The 22,651-nt window shown below is 69.1% G+C and carries 24 protein-coding genes and 2 tRNA genes; 15 read left to right on the top strand and 11 right to left on the bottom strand.

Features of this window, described 5'->3' with window-relative positions:
- Positions 1-128 precede the first annotated feature (128 nt).
- Positions 129-632 carry a hypothetical protein gene (locus DNK54_RS21045; RefSeq protein ID WP_162602304.1) on the top strand — a complete coding sequence of 168 codons (504 nt, stop codon included), beginning with the start codon at positions 129-131 and terminating at the stop codon, positions 630-632.
- Here the strand turns inward: DNK54_RS21045 and DNK54_RS21795 are convergent.
- From DNK54_RS21795 to orn, 3 genes are all read right to left on the bottom strand, one after another.
- Complete coding sequence (locus DNK54_RS21795; RefSeq protein ID WP_420846369.1) at positions 581-742, bottom strand: DUF3263 domain-containing protein; 162 nt, start codon at positions 740-742, stop codon at positions 581-583. The two genes, DNK54_RS21045 and DNK54_RS21795, sit on opposite strands and share 52 nt — an antisense overlap.
- A 458-nt stretch (positions 743-1,200) precedes the next feature.
- Positions 1,201-1,276: transfer RNA gene (locus tag DNK54_RS06540), tRNA-His, on the bottom strand.
- A 46-nt stretch (positions 1,277-1,322) separates the two neighbouring features.
- Positions 1,323-1,958, bottom strand: a complete 636-nt coding sequence (orn, locus tag DNK54_RS06535) for an oligoribonuclease (RefSeq protein ID WP_110206143.1) — start codon at positions 1,956-1,958, stop codon at positions 1,323-1,325.
- A 65-nt stretch (positions 1,959-2,023) separates the two neighbouring features.
- On the opposite strand from orn, the gene DNK54_RS06530 reads away from it, so the two are divergent.
- From DNK54_RS06530 to DNK54_RS06510, 5 genes are all read left to right on the top strand, one after another.
- Entirely contained in the window at positions 2,024-2,506 is a 483-nt protein-coding gene (locus DNK54_RS06530) for a MauE/DoxX family redox-associated membrane protein (RefSeq protein ID WP_110206142.1), read from the top strand.
- Positions 2,503-3,207 (top strand): DsbA family protein, encoded by a 705-nt coding sequence (locus tag DNK54_RS06525; protein ID WP_110206141.1) that lies wholly within the window; start codon positions 2,503-2,505, stop codon positions 3,205-3,207. Before DNK54_RS06530 ends, DNK54_RS06525 begins: the two co-directional genes overlap by 4 nt.
- Before the next feature lie 39 nt (positions 3,208-3,246).
- Complete coding sequence (locus DNK54_RS06520) at positions 3,247-4,284, top strand: adenosine deaminase (RefSeq protein WP_204164447.1); 1,038 nt, start codon at positions 3,247-3,249, stop codon at positions 4,282-4,284.
- Entirely contained in the window at positions 4,281-4,847 is a 567-nt protein-coding gene (locus tag DNK54_RS06515) for a sugar O-acetyltransferase (protein WP_239459962.1), read from the top strand. The genes DNK54_RS06520 and DNK54_RS06515 overlap by 4 nt, the downstream gene beginning before the upstream one ends.
- A 54-nt stretch (positions 4,848-4,901) precedes the next feature.
- Positions 4,902-4,978 (top strand) — tRNA-Arg (locus DNK54_RS06510).
- A 31-nt stretch (positions 4,979-5,009) separates the two neighbouring features.
- Here the strand turns inward: DNK54_RS06510 and DNK54_RS06505 are convergent.
- The gene (locus tag DNK54_RS06505) at positions 5,010-5,234 is read right to left on the bottom strand and encodes a glycine zipper domain-containing protein (RefSeq protein ID WP_110206140.1); all 225 of its coding nucleotides are present in this window, start codon (positions 5,232-5,234) and stop codon (positions 5,010-5,012) included.
- 61 nt (positions 5,235-5,295) lie between these two features.
- Complete coding sequence (locus DNK54_RS06500) at positions 5,296-5,700, bottom strand: hypothetical protein (protein ID WP_110206139.1); 405 nt, start codon at positions 5,698-5,700, stop codon at positions 5,296-5,298.
- A gap of 101 nt (positions 5,701-5,801) precedes the next feature.
- On the opposite strand from DNK54_RS06500, the gene DNK54_RS06495 reads away from it, so the two are divergent.
- On the top strand, positions 5,802-6,299 hold the full coding sequence (locus DNK54_RS06495; protein ID WP_204164446.1) for a DUF4234 domain-containing protein: 498 nt from the start codon (positions 5,802-5,804) through the stop codon (positions 6,297-6,299).
- 27 nt (positions 6,300-6,326) lie between these two features.
- Here DNK54_RS06495 and DNK54_RS06490 read toward each other — a convergent pair whose 3' ends face one another.
- Positions 6,327-7,766: an aminopeptidase P family protein gene (locus DNK54_RS06490; RefSeq protein WP_239459961.1), complete on the bottom strand. Its 1,440-nt coding sequence runs from the start codon at positions 7,764-7,766 to the stop codon at positions 6,327-6,329.
- 49 nt (positions 7,767-7,815) lie between these two features.
- Between DNK54_RS06490 and DNK54_RS06485 the strand changes: the two genes are divergently transcribed.
- From DNK54_RS06485 to ettA, 5 genes are all read left to right on the top strand, one after another.
- Positions 7,816-8,946, top strand: a complete 1,131-nt coding sequence (locus DNK54_RS06485) for a PrsW family intramembrane metalloprotease (RefSeq protein ID WP_110206137.1) — start codon at positions 7,816-7,818, stop codon at positions 8,944-8,946.
- Positions 8,943-10,673 carry a dynamin family protein gene (locus tag DNK54_RS06480; RefSeq protein WP_239459960.1) on the top strand — a complete coding sequence of 577 codons (1,731 nt, stop codon included), beginning with the start codon at positions 8,943-8,945 and terminating at the stop codon, positions 10,671-10,673. Before DNK54_RS06485 ends, DNK54_RS06480 begins: the two co-directional genes overlap by 4 nt.
- Positions 10,674-10,723: 50 nt before the next feature.
- The gene (locus DNK54_RS06475; protein ID WP_110206136.1) at positions 10,724-12,376 is read left to right on the top strand and encodes a GTPase; all 1,653 of its coding nucleotides are present in this window, start codon (positions 10,724-10,726) and stop codon (positions 12,374-12,376) included.
- Positions 12,377-12,616: 240 nt separating this feature from the next.
- Positions 12,617-13,120: a single-stranded DNA-binding protein gene (locus tag DNK54_RS06470; RefSeq protein WP_110206135.1), complete on the top strand. Its 504-nt coding sequence runs from the start codon at positions 12,617-12,619 to the stop codon at positions 13,118-13,120.
- Between the two features lie 74 nt (positions 13,121-13,194).
- The gene (gene ettA, locus DNK54_RS06465) at positions 13,195-14,877 is read left to right on the top strand and encodes an energy-dependent translational throttle protein EttA (RefSeq protein ID WP_110206134.1); all 1,683 of its coding nucleotides are present in this window, start codon (positions 13,195-13,197) and stop codon (positions 14,875-14,877) included.
- 77 nt (positions 14,878-14,954) lie between these two features.
- Here ettA and DNK54_RS06460 read toward each other — a convergent pair whose 3' ends face one another.
- Positions 14,955-15,377: a MarR family winged helix-turn-helix transcriptional regulator gene (locus DNK54_RS06460; protein ID WP_239459959.1), complete on the bottom strand. Its 423-nt coding sequence runs from the start codon at positions 15,375-15,377 to the stop codon at positions 14,955-14,957.
- Between the two features lie 74 nt (positions 15,378-15,451).
- The gene (locus DNK54_RS06455; RefSeq protein WP_110206133.1) at positions 15,452-16,678 is read right to left on the bottom strand and encodes an acetyl-CoA C-acetyltransferase; all 1,227 of its coding nucleotides are present in this window, start codon (positions 16,676-16,678) and stop codon (positions 15,452-15,454) included.
- A 134-nt stretch (positions 16,679-16,812) separates the two neighbouring features.
- Here DNK54_RS06455 and DNK54_RS06450 point away from each other — a divergent pair, with 134 nt between their 5' ends.
- Complete coding sequence (locus tag DNK54_RS06450) at positions 16,813-17,682, top strand: acyl-CoA thioesterase (protein ID WP_110206132.1); 870 nt, start codon at positions 16,813-16,815, stop codon at positions 17,680-17,682.
- Between the two features lie 14 nt (positions 17,683-17,696).
- Here DNK54_RS06450 and DNK54_RS06445 read toward each other — a convergent pair whose 3' ends face one another.
- Together DNK54_RS06445 and DNK54_RS06440 are read right to left on the bottom strand one after the other, a co-directional pair.
- Positions 17,697-18,083 (bottom strand): globin, encoded by a 387-nt coding sequence (locus tag DNK54_RS06445; protein WP_239459958.1) that lies wholly within the window; start codon positions 18,081-18,083, stop codon positions 17,697-17,699.
- Positions 18,084-18,100: 17 nt separating this feature from the next.
- Positions 18,101-19,156, bottom strand: coding sequence for a mechanosensitive ion channel family protein (locus DNK54_RS06440; RefSeq protein ID WP_110206131.1), 1,056 nt, complete (start codon positions 19,154-19,156; stop codon positions 18,101-18,103).
- A 66-nt stretch (positions 19,157-19,222) separates the two neighbouring features.
- Here DNK54_RS06440 and DNK54_RS21040 point away from each other — a divergent pair, with 66 nt between their 5' ends.
- On the top strand, positions 19,223-19,588 hold the full coding sequence (locus DNK54_RS21040) for a hypothetical protein (RefSeq protein ID WP_162602326.1): 366 nt from the start codon (positions 19,223-19,225) through the stop codon (positions 19,586-19,588).
- Entirely contained in the window at positions 19,575-19,949 is a 375-nt protein-coding gene (locus DNK54_RS06435; protein WP_162602325.1) for a TPM domain-containing protein, read from the top strand. Before DNK54_RS21040 ends, DNK54_RS06435 begins: the two co-directional genes overlap by 14 nt.
- 72 nt (positions 19,950-20,021) lie before the next feature.
- Here the strand turns inward: DNK54_RS06435 and pepN are convergent, their stop codons facing one another.
- Complete coding sequence (gene pepN / locus DNK54_RS06430; RefSeq protein WP_110206129.1) at positions 20,022-22,583, bottom strand: aminopeptidase N; 2,562 nt, start codon at positions 22,581-22,583, stop codon at positions 20,022-20,024.
- Positions 22,584-22,651: the final 68 nt, after the last annotated feature.

The raw sequence follows: 22,651 nt of genomic DNA, 5'->3' as shown, positions 1-22,651 counted from the left end.
GACACGTCAACGTCACGAACCTTCCGTCGCCCGTCCCTAATCCCGTTGGCGCGACGAGCACGTCGCCGAAGCTGGGCGGCATAGACTGAAGCTGCCCAAATTCCGGAGGGGGAACTTGCTATATGGGGATGAGCGCGACGCAACTCGGATCGTTCTTCGATCGCGGCGCCGCCGCGATGAACGCGCTGCTGCACAAGCACGGGTTCCTCGAGGGTGGCCCCGGTGCATGGCGGCCCACCGAGCTCGGCGAGCAGTTTGCGAAGTGGGTCGATAAGGACAACGGGTACGGTGGGAGCGCGTACCGAGCGTGGTCCTGGCTCACCTGGAACGACGAGGTCATCGCTGCTCTCAAGGAGAGCATCGAGGCGAACCCGAACGGAATCTTGCCTACGGCACCGGCGGTGCGTGCAGTTGTCACCAGTGCGACGTCTCCCGCGAACGGATCATTGGGCAGAGGCAAGTGGATTGCTCTCGGCGTCTTCGGAGCTACTGCCGCCGCCTGCCTCGTTAAGCGTTTCCGAGGCGAGGGGGGCCTCGGGCCCGTCCCGCCGTCGACCGCTCCCACTCAGGGCCCCGAGAGTCATGAGGACCCCGAGGATGCCGCAGGGGGCACCGGAGTAGACACTGACTGAGCGCATCGGAAAATGAGACTCCGCCCCTTCCGCCGCCCGTCCCTGACCCGCCGCATCCGCCTGACCAGCATCGGCTCCTCGGCCTCGGCCCGGTCGAGGCGACCGTTCATGTGGTCGACCCACTTCTGCACGTCGATCTCGTCGACGGCCTCGGCGTCGTGGGGCCCAACCAGGACTTGACCCAGTTGTCATAGTCGCGCTGATAGTCAGACAGTGTCCGCTCGGTGACGTCCGGCTTCTTCCACTCGAAGTACTTCTCGGCGATCTCGTCGACGGTGTAACCAGCTGGGAGTCGGCGCCGTTGAGTCGCGCCAGGGCTTCGTTGACACCGATCAACTCGACCAGCGCCGCGAACCTCTCGGCCTCCTGCGCGCTGGGGAACGTCTCGGATGTCTGCGGTCCGCAGTGCCGGAACAGCACCGCATAGGACGTCTTGCCGCCCTTGAGACCCGTTAACGCACGCCAGTCACCATCTGAAACTACCGCGCTCGCGTTGACACGTCGCTGACGTGGCGAAATCGAAAGAGCCCCTGACCTGCTCCGATGCAGATCAGGGGCTACTTCACCGTGGGGTGAGTAACGGGACTCGAACCCGCGACATCCGCGACCACAACGCGGCGCTCTACCAGCTGAGCTATACCCACCATGCCGGCCGCCGAGGCGAACCGATCGGGGAGAGTGTAGCCATACTCAGGGGGTTGAAGGCGAATCGGGGTCACCCAGACCGGTCACGGAGCCGGCGTGCTTTCCGGCGATCGCCCGCGCGGTCTCGGAGTCGGGCCCCGGAGGCGGCACGAAGACGGCCTCGCGGTAGTAGCGCAGTTCTTCGATGCTCTCCTGGATGTCGGCCAGCGCACGGTGGTTGCCGCGCTTCTCGGGCGACTGGAAGTAGGCGCGCGGGTACCAGCGGCGGGAGAGCTCCTTGATCGAGGAGACGTCCACGATCCGGTAGTGGAGGAACGACTCGAGTTCGGGCATGTCGCGGGCAAGGAACGAGCGGTCGGTCGCGACCGTGTTGCCAGCAAGCGGTGGCCGCGAGCCGTCGGGGCAGTGGGTGCGGATGTAGGCGAGCACCTGCTCCTCGGCCTCGGCCAGGGTGATGCCCTCCTCCAACTCGGTGAGGAGCCCCGAGGAGATGTGCATCTCACGGACGAAGTCGCCCATCTGCTCCAGCGCCTCGACCGGAGGCTTGATGATGAGGTCGACACCGTCGCCGAGTACGTTGAGCTCGAAGTCGGTCACCAAGGCGGCCACCTCGATCAGCGCGTCCGCGCCGAGGTCGAGCCCGGTCATCTCACAGTCGATCCACACCAGTCTGTCGTTCACGGAGTCGACCCTACTCGTCGCCACCGACTCAGGAACGTCTCAGGCTGCACCCCTAGGCTCAGGGCATGCGCGAGTGGGTGGGAACCGTTCTCCGCCTGATCACGGGTGGTGTGTGGGTGGTGGCAGGCGCCGCCAAGCTGCCAGACCCGGCAGCCAGCGTGCGGGCCGTGCGGGCCTACGACCTGTTGCCGGAGTCGGTCGTCCCGACGGTTGGCCATGCGCTTCCGGTGGTGGAGGTGGTGATCGGCCTGTGCCTGATCGCGGGGCTGCTCGTCCGCGGGATGTCCGTGCTGTCGGGCCTCCTGTTCCTCGCCTTCGTGATCGGCATCGCCTCTGCCTGGCAGCGCGGTCTGCAGATCGACTGCGGCTGCTTCGGGGGCGGGGGCTACGACCCGAACGCCGCCGATGCGTATCCCAAGGACATCGCCCGGGACCTTGCGCTCCTCGTCGCCTCAGCCTGGCTGGTCTGGCGACCGGCTACGCGGTTCGGGCTCGACAACGTCGTCTTCGGTGGCCGCCCGGCCACCACGGAACTGGAGAACTCATGAACAACGCAGCCCCGGGCCGCCGCAACCTCATCGTGGCGGGGGTGATCGTCGTCGTCCTCGCCATCGTCATCGGGGTGGGCTGGGCGATCCAGGCAAACCGCGACACCACCGGCGACAAGGGCAAGACCCCGGGCGACTCCAACTCGACCCTGGCGTCCGCACCGATCGCGCCGGTCGACACCTATGGGCTGGGGGTCGGCGAGGCCGCGGCCAAGGCGAAGGTCGAGATCTTCGAGGACTTCCAGTGCCCGCACTGCAAGGACTTCGAAGAGGCGTCGCGCGAGCAGTTGCGTGCGCTCGCCGAGGACGGCAAGGCGCTGGTCGTCTATCGGCCGATGGCCTTCCTCAACGAGTACTCCGTCAAGGCGATGAACGCCTTCGGCGCGGTGATCGACGCCGGCGACGGCTCCGCCGCCCTCGCGCTGCACGACGCCCTCTTCGCCGATCAGCCGGCTGGCGAGATCCCTTCGGACGACTGGTTCGTCGAGCGCGCTCAGGCTGCCGGCGCCGACGAGGCAGAGGTCAGGGACGCGATCACCGGGATGGAGTTCCAGCAGTGGGTGGTGAACGGCACCGACGACGCATCCAAGCGGGGCGTCACCGGCACGCCGACCGTCTTCGTCAACGGCAAGCAGGTGGAGGCCAACACCATCGAGGCGTTGCTTGAGGCCACGGTCCAGGCGGTCAACGCGGCGCAGTAGGACGCGGTCGCGCGGAGGTCGGTGGCAGACTGAGCAACCGTGAGCGACCTGACCTCCTTCATTGCCGGCCTGCCCAAGGCGGAGCTGCACGTCCACCACGTCGGCTCCGCCTCGCCCCGAATCGTCGCCGAGCTTGCTGAGCGCCACCCAGGCGTGGTGCCGAGCGACCCCGAGGAGCTGCAGGCGTTCTTCACCTTCCGGGACTTCGCACACTTCATCGACGTCTACCTCGCGGTCGTCGACCTGATCCGCACCCCGGAGGACGTCGAGCTCCTGACCTACGAGGTGGCTCGCGAGATGCGGGAGGGCCAGAACCTGCGCTACGCGGAGCTCACCTGCACGCCGTACACGTCGGTGATCCGGGGCATCCCCATCCAGGCCTACACCGAGGCGATCGAATCCGCGCGGGTCCGGGCGGAACGTGACTTCGGGCTCGTGCTGCGGTGGATCTACGACATCCCGGGGGAGAGCGGGCTGCCCGCAGCGGACGCGACCCTCTCCTATGCCCTCGATCATCGGGTCGATGCGCTCGTGGGGTTCGGTCTCGGCGGCCCCGAGATCGGCGTGCCGCGCCCACAGTTCCAGCCCCACTTCGACGCAGCCCGCGCAGCCGGGCTGCGTTCGGTGCCGCACGCGGGGGAGACCACCGGCCCAGAGACGGTGTGGGACGCCGTTCGTCTGCTGGGCGCCGAACGGATCGGCCACGGCACCAGCAGTGCGATGGATCCGCTGTTGATGGACTACCTGGCTGAGCAACGGATCCCGTTGGAGGTCTGCCCCTCCTCGAACATCGCGACGCGGGCCGTCGAGTCGCTCGACCGCCATCCGGTCACCGCCTTCCGTGATGCAGGCGTGATCGTGACGATCAACTCCGACGATCCGCCGATGTTCGGCACCGACCTCAACGCCGAGTACGCGATCGCCGCGGAGCTGCTCGAGCTGGACGAGAGTGGGGTTGCCGAGCTTGCGGTGGCTGCGGTGGACGCCTCCTTCGCGCCGGAGGCGACGAAGAGCGCCCTACGATCGGAGATCGCCGACCACCTGGCGGCGACCTGGGCGACCGAGGCGGCCGAGTGAACGTCGATCTGCAGCTGCTCACCACCCGTCAGCGGATGACCGAGGGACAACCCTTCCGGCACGACAACCCGGGTCTGCGCGCCGAGCGGGATGCGGGCGAGAGGAAGTGCCGGGCATTCAACGACGCCGAGCCGACGGAGCGCCCCGCGCGGCTCGCCGACCTCCTCGCCTCGGTCGGTGCGCGGACCGATGTCCGGCCGCCGCTCACCGTGGAGTTCGGCATCCGCACCCGGCTGGGCGCGCGCTGTGTCGTCGGGCCCGGGCTGGTGGTGCAGGACCACGCCGAGGTGATCATCGGCGACGACGTGCAGATCGGTGCGGGCGTGCAGCTGCTCACCCTCACCCTTCCGGTCCAGGCCGCGCCGCGGCGCGACAAGTGGGCGGCTGCCTCGCCGGTGACCATCGGCGACAACGTCTCCCTCGGCGCGGGCGTCATCGTCAACCCCGGCGTGCGGATCGGCAGCGACACGGTGGTGGGCGCCGGCTCCGTCGTGATCGATGACCTGCCTGACGGCGTACTCGCGGTCGGGAACCCGGCCAAGGTGATCGGCAAGGTCGGCTGAACGGTACGCCGGGCCTCACCGGTAGACTCCGCGCCGAGTATCGACCGAGCTCCTGCCTCCGTAGCTCAGCTGGATAGAGCAGTGGCCTTCTAATCCACCGGTCGCAGGTTCGAATCCTGCCGGGGGCGCCAGTCCTCCTGTCTCGGCACGAGGCAGGAGGAGCTATTTCTTCCGCCGCAGGTCGACGACGCTTCCGAGGCCCAGCCCGATGGCGAGGCCCAGGCCGATGCCGAGCGTCAGGTTGCCCATCGCCTGGCCGATCCCCGCGCCCAGGGCAATTCCGATCGCCAGCCCGGTGCCCGAGGCCATCCCCTGGGCGGGGCTGCTCGAGTCTGGGGCCGACTCGTCGTCGGCTGAGCCCCGGTCGTCCGCACGCTCGTCGGTCATGTGTCTCACGGTACGTGGACGTGCCCAGGCAGTGTCCGCGCTCGGGCTGCCCGAGCGCTGTCTAGGCGCCGTCGTCGGCGGGACGCGGAGGCATCGCGTCGAGCGCATGTTGCGTGAGCATCGCGGTCACTCGGATCAGGCGGCTGCGCCTCTTCGCGCTCGTCGCCTCCCAGCTGCCCGCGGCCCGGTGGTCGGCGAGGGCCCGGGCTCCCTCCTCTGCCGCCGTCGTCAGCTCGTCCAGGGAGAAGTCGGGCCGTGCGCCGGGCGAAGGGCGCTCGGGAAGCGCGGTGAGGGTCGGCAGGATCATCTCGCCCGCCGCCGAGCGATGCTGGTACTTCGTGAACGGCGGCAGGTCGTGCCACGCCGCCTCCCCCTTGGTACGCCGCCACGGCAGCTTGCGCGCCAGGAACAGCTCGCGGGCCACGGCATCCACGCCTACGGTCATCTCGTGTTCGGTGAACTGCACGCCAAATAGTGTGATCCATCGTCGAGATGAGCAAGGCTGTACCCAGCAACACCGCGGGATGACCGTTGCGCGGTGACCGTCCAGCAGAGGAAGGCCGATTCATGACCGACCCCAACCAGCCGCCCCAGTGGCAGCCCTCCGATCAGGGCAACTCATGGCAGGGCGGCCAGCCGCCGATGGGTGCCTACCCGGTGGATCCGAACATGCCGCAGACGCCGTACCGGCCGATGGGGACCGGCGAGCTCGGGAAGGTGCGCGGTACGGGCGTGTCGATCCTGTTGTTCATCGTGACCCTGGGCATCTACGGCCTCGTGTACTGGTACCTGGTGCACGAGGAGATGAAGCGGCACTCCGGCGACGGCGTGGGCGGCGGCATCGCCCTGCTGCTGGCCTTCTTCGTCAGCCCGGTGATGGGCTTCCTCACGCCCAACGAGATCGCCGAGCTCTACAAGCGTCAGGGCCAGCAGCCGCCGGTCACCGCGCTCACCGGCCTCTGGTACTTCCCGGGAGCGATCATCATCGTCGGCCCCATCGTGTGGTTCGTGAAGGTCAACGGCGCGCTCAACGACTACTGGCGCGCGATGGGTGCCCAGGGCTGAGCACCCGGACAGGACCCCCGGCGGGGCTCAGCGACCGCTGAGCTCCGCCATCCAGGTCTCGACGGCCTCCGGGCTGCGCGGGAGCGCCTCGGAGAGGTTCCGGTTGCCGTCGTCGGTCACGACGATGTCGTCCTCGATCCGGATGCCGATGCCGCGCAGCTCCTCCGGCACGAGCAGGTCGTCGGCCTGGAAGTAGAGGCCCGGCTCGACCGTGAGCACCATGCCGGGCGCCAGCTGCGCCTGCGTGTAGGCCTCGGGGGCCGCTGCGCCGCAGTCGTGGACGTCCATGCCGAGCATGTGGCTGGTGCCGTGCAGGGTCCACCGCGAGTACACCTTGGACGAGGGGTCGAGTGCCTCCTCGACGGAGACCGGGAGCAGGCCGAGGTCTCCGAGCCCGTGCGCGAGCACCTCCATCGCCGCGTGGTGGGCGGCGAGGAAGGGCGCGCCCGGACGGACCGCGGCGATGCCGGCCTCCTGAGCCTGGAACACCAGCGTGTAGAGGTCGCGCTGCAGCGGGGTGAAGGTGCCGTCGACCGGCAGGGTGCGGGTGACGTCGGCGGTGTAGAGGTGGTGACCCTCGACGCCCATGTCGAGCAGCACCAGCTGACCCGGCGTGATCGGGCCGGTGTTGTCGATCCAGTGCAAGGTGGTGGCGTGCGATCCGCCGCCCACGATCGAGTCGTAGCCGATGTCGTTGCCCATCGCCCGCGCACGGCGGAAGAAGGTGCCCTCGATCCACCTCTCTCCGTACGTGAGCACATTGGCCCAGTCACGCACCGAGTCCTCGAAGCCGAGTGTGGTCGCGTCGCACGCCGCGGCGAGTTCACCGAGCTCCCAGTCGTCCTTCACGAGCCGTAGCTCGGAGGCGATGCGAGCCAGCTCCCGATCGCGTTCGTCATCGGCGGGCACTGCTGCGTCGATGCGCGGATCGACGTCGCGCAGCACCCGGGTCTTGCCGCTGCCGGCCAGTCGGTCGGGGAGCTCGTCGATGTGGCGGCATTCGAGGCCCAGCGAGCTGGAGAGCTCGAGGAGCGAAGGACGCTCGCCCGCCCACAGGGCGCCGTACTCGCGGTCTCGGAAGAACTCGTCGGTGTCGCGCCCCGAGCGCGGCCGTGCGTAGAGCACCGACTCGCCGCTCGGCTCCACGACGAGCACCGCGTCGGAGGTCTGGTTGCCGGAGAAGTAGGCGTGCGCAGTGTCGGCACGGAAGCGGTAGTTGGTGTCGTAGGCGCGCACCTTGTAGCCGCCGCCCGGAAGCACCAGCCTCTCGCCGGGGAGGGCCTCGGCCAGCGCGGAGCGCCGACGGGCCGCGGGGGCGGCAACCGGGCTCTGGGGCAGGGCCCCGTCGCGGTCGGCCCATCCCTGGCGCATGAACGCCGACCACGCCTCGGGTACGGCGGGGTCGTGCGTCTCGGTCTTGACCGTGGGGGTCGCGGGTGTCGACTGGGTGTCCTGCGTCTCGCTCACGCTCCCCACCATACGTGGACAGGCCGAGGTGACCGATACCCTTCGACCCATGCCACCCCGCCGATCCGAGAGCGTCGTCTTCACGGTCGTGGTCTCCGTGATCGCGGCGCTGGCGGCGATCCCGATCGCGGTGGTCCTGGCCCTGTCGGGGGAGCCCCGGAGCCTGGTCATCGCGGCGGTGCTCGCCTTCGTTCCGGTCGGCCCGGTCCTGGCCAGCTATCTCTGGCTCGACCGCTACGAGCCGGAGCCGCGCACGCTCCTCGCCGCCGGTCTCGCCTGGGGCGCGTTCGTAGCCACTCTCGTCGCACTGCTGGTGCAGGGCATCGGTGGTTTCGTGGTCGGCTTCACCGAGAGTCAGGCGCTCGCCGTGGTCGCCCCGATCAGCGAGGAGGCGACCAAGGGACTCTTCCTGCTCCTGCTGCTCGTGTGGCGCCGAAACGAGCTGGACGGCGTCCTCGACGGCATCGTCTACGCGGGCATGGTCGGGATCGGCTTCGCCTTCACCGAGAACATCCTCTACCTCGCCGCGGCGTACGACGGCACGCCCGGCCAGGACCCCGGAGGGCTCGCGGGGCTCGGGGTCACCTTCGTCGTCCGATGCCTGGCCAGTCCCTTCGCGCACCCCTTCTTCACGGCCTTCACGGGCATCGGGGTGGGCCTGGCCATCTCCAGCCGCAGCCGCTTCGTGCAGATCGCGGCGCCGGTCGGCGGCTACCTGCTCGCCGTCCTGATGCACGCCGCCTGGAACGGCTCCACCCTGCTGGCCGAGGGGCTCGGCTTCTTCGGTGTCTACTTCCTCGTCATGGCCCCGATCTTCGTGCTGGTGATCGTGCTTGCGATCTGGGTCCGGAGCCGGGAGCGGGTGCTGCTGGCACAGGCGCTCGACGACGCTGCGCGCCGGGGCCTGATGCCGGCTGCCGACATCCCGCACGTCGTCGATCTCGCCTCCCGCCGCCGCGCGCGGCGCTTTGCGCGTGACCACGGTGGCGCTGCCGGGGCCGCCTGGATGCGGGAATACCAGCAGGCCGCGGTGGAACTGGGATACCTTCATCACCGGGTGCTCCGGGGGACAGCGCCCCCGCAGCACCTGGAACGCGGTCAACGCTTCGTCGACCGGATGCATCTCGCCCGGCGCCAGATCGCCTTCCCCGTCACGCCTGCAGGAGGCACCTACCGATGACCGACTCCAATCGGATGCTCACCTCGCTGGTGCAGCTGCACAGCGCTCTGCAGGAGGCGACGTTGCCGCTGGACCTGCCCGGTGTCGAGGAGCAGCGGGAGAGCCGCGTCGAGATGGTCGACCAGCTCGAGGACTACATGATCCCGCGGCTCACCACGATCGACGCCCCGATGCTGGCCGTCGTCGGCGGCTCGACCGGCGCCGGCAAGTCCACGTTGGTCAACACGATGGTCGGTGCGCCGGTCACCCAGTCGGGGCTGCTGCGGCCGACCACCATGTCCCCGGTTCTCGTGCACCATCCCGACGAGGCGCACTGGTTCGGCCAGGACCGGATCCTCCCCGATCTGGCCCGGGTCACGGTTCCGACGATCGACCCGCGCTCACTGCAGCTGGTCGGCTCGCCCAACGTGCCTCGCGGACTGGCGATCCTCGACGCTCCTGACGTCGACTCCGTCGAGGAGGCGAACCGGACCCTCGCCGCGCAGCTTCTGGCTGCCGCCGACCTGTGGCTGTTCGTCACCTCGGCGGCCCGCTATGCCGACCAGGTGCCTTGGGACTTCCTCAAGCAGGCGGCCGACCGAGGCACCGCCGTCGCGATCGTGCTCGACCGCACCCCGCAGGAGGCGATCGAGCCGGTCGCCACCCACCTGGCGCGCATGCTCGCCAGCCGGGGGCTGAAGGACTCGCCGCTCTTCATCGTCAACGAGAGCCCGGTCGACGAGAACGGGCTGCTGCCGCCGGTCAACGTGGCTGACATCAGGGGTTGGCTCCAGTCGCTGGCAGCCGACACCGAGGCACGCGACGCGGTCGTCCGGCAGACGCTGCACGGTGCCATCCGCAGCGTCTCCGAACGCGCCTACACGGTCGCGGACGCAGCCGACGAGCAGGTGCGCGCGGTCGCAGGCCTGCGCTCGGACGTCGAGGCGGCGTACGCCGAGGCGACGCAGGAGGTGACCCGGGCGACCGCCGACGGCACCATGCTGCGCGGTGAGGTGCTGGCCCGCTGGCAGGAGTTCGTCGGCACCGGCGAGCTGCTCCGCTCGCTCGAGACGCAGGTGGGTCGGATCCGCGAGCGACTGGTCAACGCGGTCAAGGGCAAGCCACAGCAGGCCGACCGGGTGCAGGTGGCGGTCGAGTCCGGGCTGGAGAAGGTGCTGCTGGAGTACGCCGAGCGTGCGGCCGAGCGGGCTGCCGCCTCGTGGCGCTCCACAGCACAGGGCAAGGCGTTGCTCGAGGCGAGCGAGACCGATCTGGCCCGCGCGTCGCGGGAGTTCCGGCGGCAGTCCGAGCAGGCGATCCGGGAGTGGCAGCAGGACGTGCTCGCGATGGTCCGCAGCGAGGGCGCCGACAAGCGGGGCACCGCACGGTTCATGGCGTTCGGCGTCAATGGGCTCGCGGTCGCCGTGATGATGGTCGTCTTCGTCCACACCGGTGGGGTGACCGGGGCCGAGGCGGGGGTGGCCGGCGGCAGCGCGCTGCTCGGCCAGAAGCTGCTGGAGGCGGTCTTCGGCGACCAGGCCGTGCGCTCCCTGGCTGCTCGTGCCCGCGAGGACCTGGACCGCCGTACGGCTGCGCTGATGGCGGCGGAGGAGCGCCGCTTCCTGCAGCTGGTGAGCGGCCTGGGCGTCGACCCGCAGACCCCGGGACGGCTCCGTCAGGCCGCCCGGCGCGTGACCGACGAGCGCTTCGCGCACCAGCATCGCGCCTCGGGCGGGCACTCCGCCTGAGTGACCACTAGAGTTGCGGTGTAGAGCCACTTGGATCGCAGAGGGAGAAGATGACGTCGTTGCTCGAAGGGGCCAAGCGGCTGGTGTCCGGGAGCTCCGACCTCGGCCCCCGGGTCGCCGGACTCGAGGCCGCGGTGGCGAACGCCCGCGGTCGGCTCGACGACGTCCTGGTCGACTCCGCTGAGGAGATGGTGGAGCGCACCCATGCGCGGCTGCGCCTCTCCGCCGAGCACACCGTGATCGCGATCGCCGGTGCCACTGGCTCAGGCAAGTCCTCGACCTTCAACGCGGTGACGGGACTGGAGCTCTCCGCCGTCGGCGTACGACGCCCGACCACCTCGTGGGCGACTGCCTGCGTCTGGGGCGACGAGGGTGCCGGAGAGCTGCTTGAGTTCCTCGGCATCCCGGCCCGCCACCAGACCACCCGCGACTCCATGCTCGACACCGGCAAGGAGGACCGGCGGTTCCACGGGACGGTCCTGCTCGACCTGCCCGACCACGACTCCACGGAGCTCTCCCACCACCTCGAGGTCGACCGGCTGGTGAAGCTCGCCGACGTGCTGCTGTGGATCGTCGATCCCCAGAAGTACGCCGACGCCGCGCTGCACGAGCGGTACCTGCGCAAGCTGGCTCGCCACTCCGCGGTGATGGTGGTCGCCCTCAACCACATCGACACGGTTCCGGTCGAGCAGCGTGACGCGATGCTGGCCGACGTACGCCGCCTGATGGCCAACGACGGTCTGCCCGACGTTCCGGTGCTTGCGATCAGCGCTCGCTTCGGCGACGGGATGGAGGAGCTCAAGGACGAGCTGGCCGCGCGGGTCGCATCGAAGAAGGCGACCAGGACCCGGTTGGAGTCCGACATCCGCGCGGCCGCCGGTGCCCTCGCCGCCGAGTCCGGCACCGGGCGTCCGCAGGCTCCGCCGCGGGAGCGGCTCGATGAGTTGGAGGATGCCTTCGCCGACGCCGCCGGTGTGCCGGTGATCGTCGAGACGGTCGCGGACTCCACGCGGGTCCGCGCCCGCCGTGCGACCGGCTGGCCCCTCACCTCCTGGATCTCGCGACTGCGCCCCGACCCGTTGAAGAAGCTGCAGCTCGACCTGGGCGGTGCCGGCGCGGCACTGAGCGGCCGCCGTCGCGTCGTGCCCGAGGTGACTCCGGTGCAGGGTGCCCGGATCGATGCCTCGGTCCGCTCGTTGGCCGACGAGGTCAGCGCCCTCATGACGCCGCCGTGGCGCACCAGCATCCGGGCCGCCGCCACCTCTCGCACCGCAGAGGTCACGAGTGCACTCGACCGGGCGCTGGCCGGAGTGGACCTCGGCGCCCGTGGCCTGCCCTGGTGGGCACACCTGGTCCGGCTGCTGCAGTGGCTGTTGATCCTGGCGGCCCTCACCGGCGCGATCTGGCTGGCCGTCGGGGCCTTCTCGTCCGCAACCAGCGGCCCCTGGGTCGACCCGGCCGACGTGCTCGGCGTACCGCTCCCATTGGTGCTGCTGATCGGCGGCGTCGGTCTGGGGCTTGTCCTGGCCTTGCTTGCCCGCGCCGTCGTCGGCATGGCCGCCCGCTCCCGTGCCCGCTCCGCGGAGCGCTCCCTGCGCCGGGCGATCCGCACCGTCTGCGACGACCTCGTGGTGAAGCCGATCGAGAGCGAGCTGAACGCCTACGAGGCCGTGCGCTCCGGGCTCAACGACGCCCTGCGCTGAGCGCCGCGCCAGTTTCCCCGCCCGGGCGGGGAAACTGGCACTTGGTGGCTGTAGCTACGCACACCAAGCAACAGTTTTCGTCACAAAGTCGGGAGAGCCTCGCTCGGCACGTGGCCCGCTCTTGAGGCGGTGGCCGGTGGATGACCACGGCTGTCCACAGGTGTACGCCGGCGCCTGCGCCGCGAGGCTCGATCGCCTCAGGCTGGTGCGGTAGTCAGTCCACCGCATCAGGAGCAGTCAATGAACGAGAACTACGTGAACATCGCCGGCTTCGTCGGCACCGACGTCGAGGCGCGCACGGTGGGGGAGGGCGCGACTGTGGCGACCTTCCGGGTCGCCTCGACTCCGCGACGTTGGAGCAGCAAGGAGCGCGAGTGGATCGACGGCGAGACGAACTGGTACACGGTCAACGCGTGGCGCATGCTCGGCCGCAACTGCTGCGACTCGCTGCGCAAGGGCGACCCGATCACGCTCTACGGCAAGCTCTCCGTCCAGGTCTGGCGCGATGACGCAGGCAACGAGCGCTCGACGCTGGTGGTCGACGCCGCTTGCATCGGCCATGACCTCAATCGGGGACGCAGCACCTTCGAACGAGTGATGCCGGAGGAGGTCGACACGAACTCCTTGGCCGCCTCCAACGCCTCGCTCGGCGTCGGCGGCCCCCAGGTCAGCAGCGACGGCACCACGATCGATGATCTGGTGGACCGGGAGGAGGCCGACGGGGTCATCGCACAGGCGAGCTGACCCCGTCTCGACGGGTTGGGCGGCCGGCGGCCCGGTTGGAGATGAGCCTCCTCCGGGCCGTAGGCTCACCTGTCATGGCTGAGTATGTGTTCACGCTGCGCAACGTCCGCAAGGCGCACGGTGACAAGGTTGTCCTCGACAACGTGACCCTGTCCTTCCTGCACGGCGCCAAGATCGGTGTCGTCGGACCCAACGGCGCCGGCAAGTCGTCGCTGTTGAAGATCATGGCCGGGCTTGACCAGCCCAACAACGGTGACGCCATCCGGGACCCGGAGGCGACTGTCGGGATGCTCCAGCAGGAGCCGCCGCTGTCCGAGGGCAAGACCGTCTTGGAGAACGTCGAAGAGGCCGTCGCCGACATCAAGGCCAAGCTCGACCGCTACAACGAGATCTCCGAGCTGATGGCTGACCCCGACGCCGACTTCGACACGCTCTTGGCGGAGATGGGCGACCTCCAGACCGACCTCGACCACGCCAACGCGTGGGACCTCGACAGTCGGCTCGACCAGGCGATGGACGCCTTGCGCTGCCCGCCGCCCGAGCTGCTGGTCGACAACCTCTCCGGTGGTGAGCGCCGCCGTGTGGCGCTGTGCAAGCTGTTGCTTCAGCAGCCTGACCTGCTGCTGCTGGACGAGCCCACCAACCACCTCGACGCCGAGTCGGTGCAGTGGCTGGAGGGACACCTCAAGTCCTATCCGGGAGCCGTGCTCGCGATCACCCACGACCGGTACTTCCTCGACAACGTCGCCGAGTGGATCGCGGAGGTCGACCGTGGGTCGATCCACGGCTACGAGGGCAACTACACGACGTACCTCGAGACCAAGAAGGAACGCCTCAAGATCGAGGGACAGAAGGACGCCAAGCGCGCCAAGATGCTCGAGAAGGAACTCGAGTGGGTCCGCTCCAATGCCAAGGCGCGGCAGACCAAGTCGAAGTCCCGACTGGCTCGTTACGAGGAGCTCGCCGCGGAGGCCGACAAGGCCCGCAAGATCGATACGGCCGAGATCAACATCCCGCCGGGGCCGCGCCTCGGTGACGTGGTGCTCGAGGCCGCCCACCTGACCAAGGCGTTCGACGGTCGCACGCTGTGGAACGACATCTCCTTCTCGCTCCCGCGTGCAGGCATCGTCGGCGTCGTCGGCCCCAACGGTGTCGGCAAGACCACGCTCTTCCGCATGATCACCGGGGCCGAGGAGCCCGACTCCGGCGACCTGAAGGTCGGTCAGACAGTGAAGATCTCCTACGTCGACCAGAGCCGAGGCGGCATCGATCCCAACAAGAACGTCTGGGAGGTCGTCTCCGACGGTCTTGACCACATCAAGGTTGCCAACTTCGAGATGAACTCGCGTGCCTACGTGGCGTCGTTCGGCTTCAAGGGCCCGGACCAGCAGAAGAAGGCCGGCGTCCTCTCCGGCGGCGAGCGCAACCGTCTCAACCTGGCGCTGACCCTCAAGCAGGGCGGCAACATGCTGCTCCTGGACGAGCCGACCAACGACCTCGACGTCGAGACGCTCTCATCTCTGGAGGATGCCCTGCTCGACTTCCCGGGCTGTGCCGTGGTGACCTCCCACGACCGCTGGTTCCTCGACCGCATCGCCACGCACATCCTTGCCTGGGAGGGCGACGAGGAGGACGGCGGCAAGTGGTTCTGGTTCGAGGGCAACTTCGCCTCGTACGAGGCCAACAAGGTTGAGCGGCTCGGGGTCGAGGCTGCGCGTCCGCACCGCGTCACGCACCGTCGCCTCACCCGCGACTGAACAGTCGGGACGCCAGTTCCCATGCGTTTCGACGTACCGGAACTGGCGTCTCGACCTGTTGAAGCTGGCGTCTCGACTTAGCGGATGTCGGCCTCGGGGTTGTCGGGCACGAGCTGGTCGGCGACGGCGTCGAAGACCCTGCCCATCGCGGCGTAGTCCTCTGGTGAGCTCAGGTCGACCAGGTGCTGGCGTACGCCGGCCACATGCAGCGGAGCGGCGGCGACGAGCAACTCGTAGCCTGCGGCGGTCAACCGCGCGATCACGCCCCGCCCGTCGGTGCCGGACTGCTGCCGCTCGACCAGTTCGGCCGCCTCCATCCGTTTCACCGTGTGGGTCACCCGGCTGCGACTGAAGCGCATCGCGTCGGCCAGCGCCGACATGCGCATCCGGTGATCCGGACTCTCGGAGAGGCGCACCAGGACCTCGTACTCGTTGAGTCCGATCTTGAACTCCGCCCGCAGCTCGTCGTCGAGCCGGTCCAGCAGCAGCGTGGTGCCCACCAGGTAGGCGCGCCACGCATGCTGCTGGTCCTGGTCGAGCCAGCTGGTCTCACCCCGCGGTGGGCTCCCGGAGGTCAGAGCCGCTCCAGGATGAGAGCCATTCCCTGGCCGCCGCCGACGCACATCGTGATCAGGCCGGTGGACTTGTCGTGCCACTCCAACGAGTTCAACAGCGTGTTCTGCAGACGTGCACCAGTCATGCCGAACGGGTGACCGACGGCGATGGCGCCCCCGTTCACGTTCAGCCGGTCGAGGTCGATCCCCAGGTCCTGGTACGACGGCACTACCTGAGCAGCGAACGCCTCGTTGATCTCGACCAGGTCGATGTCGCCGATGCTCATGCCCGCGTTGGCGAGCGCCCGCTGAGTGGCCTCGACGGGGCCGAGGCCCATGATCTCGGGAGAGAGCCCGGAGACACCGGTGGAGACGATCCGGGCCAACGGCTTGAGGCCGAGCTCGGCCGCCTTGGTGTCGGACATGATGATGACCGCGGCCGCTCCGTCGTTGAGCGGGCAGCAGTTGCCCGCGGTCACGACGCCGTCGGGCCGGAAGACCGGGTCGAGGGCCGAGATGGCGTCGTACGTGACGCCCGCGCGGGGGCCGTCGTCTGCCGACACGACGGTGCCGTCGGGGGTGGTGACGGGCGTGATCTCGCGCGCCCAGAAGCCGTCCGCGATCGCCTTCTCCGCAAGGTTCTGCGAGCGTACGGCGAACTCGTCGAGCTCACGGCGGTCGAGTCCCCGCAGCTTGGCGACGTTCTCGGCGGTCTGGCCCATCGCGATGTAGGCGTCGGGGACGACACCGTCTTCGCGCGGGTCGTGCCAACTCGGCGTGGTCGTGCCGTCGCCCTGGGCAGTGGCGTCGGTGCGTGCCATCGCGTCGGCGAAGAGCGGGTTCTTGGTGTCGGGGATGTGGTCGGAGGTGCCGAACCGGAAACGCGAGACGGTCTCGACGCCGGCGGAGATGAAGGCGTCGCCCTCGCCGGCCTTGATCGCGTGGAACGCCATCCGCGTGGTCTGCACCGAGGAGGCGCAGTAGCGGGTCACGGTCGCGCCGGGCACCGCGTCCATGTTGTTGATCGTGTTGACGATCTTCGCCATGTTGAAGCCCATCTCGCCACCGGGCAGGCCGCAGCCGAGGTAGAGATCATCGATCGTGTTGGGATCGAGGGCCGGCACCTTCTCGAGCGCGGTCCGGATGATCAGGGCGGCGAGGTCGTCGGGACGGAAGTCCTTCAGTGACCCCTTGTTGGCCCGGCCAATGGGTGTGCGGGCAGCGGAAACGATGACGGCCTCGGGCATGACACTCCGTTCGGGGGAGGGAATCGTGTGGTCAGGGTATCCCTCGCGCGGTTCGGTGCATCTGGGTCTGCGGGTGGCCTAGGGCACATCCCGGAGAGGGGCCTCCTGCCGTCCGGCGGTGGGAGCATAGAGGCGTGCGCCATCTCTATCGCTGTCCGATCCGCTGGGCCGACCTCGACATGCTGGGTCACGTCAACAACGTCATCTACGTCGACTACCTCCAAGAGGCCCGGATCGACATGCTGTTGACGCATGCGCCCGACACCCGCTCGGCGGATCTGGCCGAGGGCCTGGTCGTGGTCCGCCACGAGGTGCAGTTCACGGCCCCGCTGTTCTTCCGGCAGGAGCCGGTGTCGATCGAGTGTTGGGTCACCGAGATCCGCGCCGGAAGTTTCACCATGGCCTACGAGATCTTCGATGAAGCGCCGGAGGGGCGGCGGGTCTACGTGCGGGCCAGCACCGTACTGACGCCCTTCGTGTTCGCGGAGGAGCGGCCACGGCGACTGAGTCTCGAGGAGAAGGAGGTGCTGCGCCGCTTCCTCGAGGAGGGCCCGGCTGCTCCGGCTGCCCCGGCGCCTCCGATCCGCAAGGTCCCGCTCGGGCACTACCCGCTCCAGGTCAGGTTCAGCGACGTCGATGTCTACGGGCACGTCAACAACGTGAAGTACTTCGAGTACTACCAGGAGTCGCGGATCGACTACTTCCGCAACGTCGCACGCGAGGTCGGGAAGCTGCCGCGCGCGGAGATGGTCCTCGCGCAGTGTGATGTCGACTACCGGGCACCGATCCTCTTCAGGCCGGAGCCCTATGCCGTCCACGCGTGGGTCACCCACGTCGGGCGCTCGTCCTCGGTGATCGAGTCGGTGATCCTCGACGGCGAGCGCCTGCTCAGCCGCGCACGTGTGGTGCTGGTGACCTTCGACGCCGCGACGCAGCAGGCTGCGCCCGCCCCCGAGGAGCTGCGCCAGGCGCTGCTCAGCGAACTGGAACTCGCTCGGTCCTGACCCAGTGCACGGACTTAGGCAGGCGTGTTGATCATGAACTGCGCCGCGTGGGTGACGTACTCCCAGAACTTGGCGTCCTGCTCCTCGGTGAGGGCGACCTCGTCGAGGCCTGCGCGGAAGTGCACCAGCCAGCGCTCCGCCGCCTCCGGCGTGACGGCGTACGGCGCGTGGCGCATCCGCAGACGTGGGTGTCCGCGCCGCTCGGAGTAGGTGGTCGGCCCACCCCAGTACTGCATCAGGAAGAGGCTGAACCGATCGGCGGCCGGCGCGAGGTCCTCCTCGGGGTACATCGGCCGCAGCAGCGGGTCGTCGGCCACGCCGGCGTAGAAGCGATCGACGATCGCGCGGATCGTGGGCTCGCCGCCGATCTCGTTGAAGAAGGAGCTCACCTGCTCGGTCACCCCGCTATTGTCCCCGGTCACTGCTCGGGCCCGCCTCCGGGGGCATTGTCGGGGGAGTGCCCCAGGTCGACATCCGACCGTGGAGCGCCGGAGCCCGGCGTGCGGGTCACCCACTCGGGATAGGGCACGTGGATCCCCTCGTGGTCGAAGCGGGCCTTGATCCGCTGGCGTAGCTCGCGGCCCACCGCCCACTGCTGCTGCGGCGCGGTCTTGACGGCCACCCGGAGCACCACGCCGTCGGGGCCTACCGACTGCACACCCCAGACCTCCGGTTCCTCGATCACCAGACCGCGGAAGTCGTCGTCCTCCCAGAGGTCGTGGGCGACCTCCTTGAGCACCGTGCGGACCCGCGTCAGGTCCTCGCTGTAGGCGACCGCGACGTCGAGGACGGTGCGCGCCCAGTTCTGGCTCATGTTGCCGACCCGGAGGATCTCGCCGTTGCGCACGTACCAGACGGTGCCTTCGGTATCGCGCAGCCGGGTGACCCGCAGGCTGACGGCCTCGATGGTGCCGGTGGCCTCGCCGACGTCGACGACGTCACCGACGCCGTACTGGTCCTCGAAGATCATGAAGATGCCGGAGAGGAAGTCCTTGACCAGGCTCTGGGCGCCGAAGCCGAGGGCCACCCCGACGATGCCGGCGCTGGCGAGCAGCGGTCCCACGTTGTAGCCGAGCTCAGCGATCGCCATCATCACCACGACGGCAGTGATGATGCCGGTCGCGATGCTCTTCAGGAGCGAGCCCATGGTGCGGGCACGCTGCACGCGCCGCCCGGCTGCCTCGCCGCTGTCGACGGAACGGCCGGTCTGCCGGCCACCGAGCGTCATCCGGCCGACCCGCGAGGTCACCGAACCCTCTTCCGCCTGGCGGACGAGGCGATCGATGAACCGGTTGATCACCCACCGCGCGGCCCAGGCGATCAGCACCAGGACCGCGATCGAGAGTGGCTTCCCGATGAGCCAGGTCGCGACGTCCGCCAGCGCCTCGTTGTCGGTCCAGCGGAAGACGACCCGACAGGAGATCGCGTCCTCGGGGGCGCATTCCGGATAGGAGGCGAGAAGGGGCGCAAGCATGTGACGGAGGCTACGGTCAGCCGGGCGGCGACCCCAAACGATGACGCGATATCATCGAGCACTGTGATGAACTCCACCAACCGTGCGCGCACCGTGGCGCGTCTCGCCGTCAGCGGCTTCTCCGCCGTCGTCATCGGGTCTGTGCTGCTGGCTGCCTCGCCGGCGAGTGCGAATGTTCCGGAGGGGTGGAGCAACCCCGAATCAGTCAACCCCCTGCACTTCCTCGCGGTCGTGCTCGGCATCCCCGCGGCGCTGGCGCTCGTGATCATCCTGCTGGTGATCGCTCCGGGCCTTGCGCGTGGCGAGAAGTTCGTGCACAGCAACTCTGCGCCCGAGGCCGAGTGGTTCGGTGGCCCGCGCACGGGCACCGAGGAGCTGCCCGCCCCGGACACCGCCGAGTCGAAGGCTGGGGGCGCAAGTGGCCGTTGGTGACTACTTCACGTCGGCCGAGCGTCTGAGCATCCATCAGGCGATCCACCAGGCGGAGCTCGCCAGCCGGTTCGAGTTCTCCGTCTTCGTCGGTCAGACCCAGTCGGGGGCGCCGCGGGCCTTCGCTACGCAGCTGCACAACAAGCAGGTCGCCCCGGCTCGCAGCGTGATGATCGTGGTCGACCCCGAGGCGCACACGATCGAGATCGTGACCGGTGGCCAGGTCCGCTCGATCGTCGACGACGCCGAGATCGCTGCCGTCATCGACGACATGAAGGCGTCCTTCGCGGCCGGCAAGCTGGCCGCCGGCCTGGAGGGCGCGATCGCGCGCATCTCCGCGGTGCAGCAGACCACCAACGCCTGATCAACAGCACCGACACAGCGCCCCCGCCGACCTCACGGTCCGGCGGGGGCGCTGCTCTTGTGCCCTGCGGGGTCAGCCGGCCTGCGCGTCGCGGCGCTGGGCGGCGAGGAAGCGGGCGACGTCGGCGCGCCCCTCGAGCACGTAGCGCTTGGCAGCGGGGGGAGCGGGAGTGCTCTCCAGCCATGCGTCGACCTTGGCGAGGAGCTCGTCGGAGGCGAGCACCCGCGGGAAGCCGAACTCAAGTGCTACCGACGCCTTGTGGGTGCCGAGGTGGTCCCAGAGGGTGTCCGCGGCCTCGAGATAGCGGTCGACGTACGGCGTCAGGATCTCGTCCTGGCCGCTCGGCGCGAAGGCGAGAACGATCGACCGGTGCGTCTCGTTGGGCGTGCCGGCGTCAACGAACGCCGCCTGCCAAGCAGCCTCCTTGGCCTCCGCGTCTGGCTGCATCGCCCGGGCAGCGGCCGCCCGCTCCTGGCCGGAGATGGTGTTGTCGGCGGCCAGCTCAGCGGCGATCCGTTCGTCGGCTTCGCCGTTGCGGGCGAGGCCGCCGATCAGCGTCCAGCGCAGGTCCTGGTCGACCGAGAGGCCCTCGAAGGAGAGCTCGCCGTCGAGCAGTGCCACCAGGTCCCGCACGGCCGCCTTGCTGCGTGCCGCGCCGGCATAGGTGCGAGCGAAGGTGAGCTGTGCGTCGCTGCCGGGCGCTGCCGCCTCGAGCAACGTCCGCAGGCCCTGCTCCCACTCGGCCGACAGGGCCGCGCGGTGCTCCGGTGCGGTCATCATGCTGACTGCCTGCGCGGCGTACGTCGGGATCCGGGTGACGCCCCAGGCGTCGGTCTCGGAGCCGATGTTGGCCAGCACCAGCCGCACGAAGTCGGTGGCTGCCAGCTCGGCGTCACGAGTCATGTCCCAGGCAGCGCCCCAGCAGAGCGCGCGGGCGAGGGAGTCCTCGAGAGTGGAGAGGCCGGAGATCAGCGTGGCGAGCGACCGCTCGTCGAGGCGGATCTTGGCGTACGTGAGATCTTCGTCGTTGAGCAGCAGCAGGTCCGGCTGCTTCTTTCCGACGAGCGCCGGGATCTCCGTCGATGCGCCGTCGACATCGACCTCCACGGACTCGCGGCGCACCAGCCGGGTCCCGCCGTCGGCGGTGGGCTGGGCGTCGTACAGGCCGATGCCGATGCGGTGCCGGCGCAGCGTGGGCCAGTCCGGGTGAGCGCTCTGGGCGACCGAGAAGGATGTGTAGTTCCCGTCCGCGTCCAGCTCGAACTGCGGGGCGAGCGTGTTGACCCCGGCAGTCTGCAGCCACTCCTTTGCCCAACCCTCGAGCTCGCGGCCGGAGGCGGTCTCGAGCGCCGAGAGCAGGTCGGTGAACTCGGAGTTCCCGTAGGCGAAGTCCTTGAAGTACTGGCGCAGCCCGGCGAGGAACGGGTCGAGGCCGACCCAGGCCACCAACTGCTTGAGCACCGAGGCGCCCTTGGCGTAGGTGATCATGTCGAAGTTGACCTCGACCGCCTGCAGGTCGTAGTTGTCGGCGGCGATCGGGTGCGTGCTCGGCATCTGGTCCTGGCGGTAGCCGGTCTGCTTGCGCGCGTTGGCGAAACCGGTCCACGAGTCGGTGAACTCGGTCGCCTCGACCTCGGCGTGGTAGCAGGCCCACTCGGCGAAGGACTCGTTGAGCCAGAGGTCGTCCCACCACTTCATGGTGACCAGGTCGCCGAACCACATGTGTGCCATCTCGTGCAGGATCACCGAGCAGCGGAACTCGTAGAACGACCGCGGCTGGCGGGAGCGCGGCAGGTACTCGTCACGCAGGGTGACGCAGCCAGCGTTCTCCATCGCGCCCATGTTGTATTCCGGCACGTAGAGCTGGTCGTACTTCTCGAACGGGTAGGGGAAGTCGAAGGCATCCTCGAAGAACTCGAAGCCGGCCCGGGTGAGCTTCACCAGCTCGTCGCGGTCGAGGTAGTCGACCAGCGACTGGCGGCAGTAGTGACCGAGGGGGATGGTGCCGTGCTTGCCCTCGTAGACGTCCTGCACCTCGTGGTACTCGCCGGCGACCAGCGCCGTGATGTAGGTCGACATCCGCTTGGTGGCCGGGAAGTTCCAGACGGCCTTGCCGCCGCCGAGGGTGGTCGGAGTCGGCGTGGGGGCGTTGGAGACGACCTTCCAGTGCTCGGGTGCGGTCACGTTGAAGGTGAAGACGCTCTTGAGGTCGGGTTGCTCGAACGTCGTGTAGACGCGGCGGGCGTCGGGCACCTCGAACTGCGAGTAGAGGTAGACACGGTCGTCGGCGGGGTCGACGAACCGGTGCAGGCCCTCGCCGGAGTGGCTGTAGGTGCAGTCGGCCCGTACGACCAGCTCGTTCTCGGCCGCCAGGTCGTCGAGCTGGATCCGGCTGTCGGCGTACGCCGTTGCCGGGTCGATCGAGCGCCCGTTGAGGGTGATCTCGTGGACGTCGGCGCCCACCAGATCGGCGAAGGTCGACGCGCCCACCTCGCGGCTGGTGAACCGGAGGGTGGTGGTCGAGGCGAACGTGGTCTCGGACGTGGTGAGGTCGAGATCGACGGTGTAGGACTGGACGTCGAGGAGTGCGGCGCGGGTCTGCGCCTCCTCGCGGGTGAGATTGGTTCCAGGCATGCTCGGCATCATGTCACGCAGCGCGTTTGGCAGCCGTGTTCGCCCTGCCTGCCCGAGGCGGTGGTGTC

It is taken from the genome of Nocardioides daejeonensis, from assembly GCF_003194585.1.
GTDB lineage: Bacteria > Actinomycetota > Actinomycetes > Propionibacteriales > Nocardioidaceae > Nocardioides > Nocardioides daejeonensis.
The sequence above is the reverse complement of the archived record's forward strand: the minus strand, read 5'-3'. Positions and strand labels throughout refer to the sequence as shown.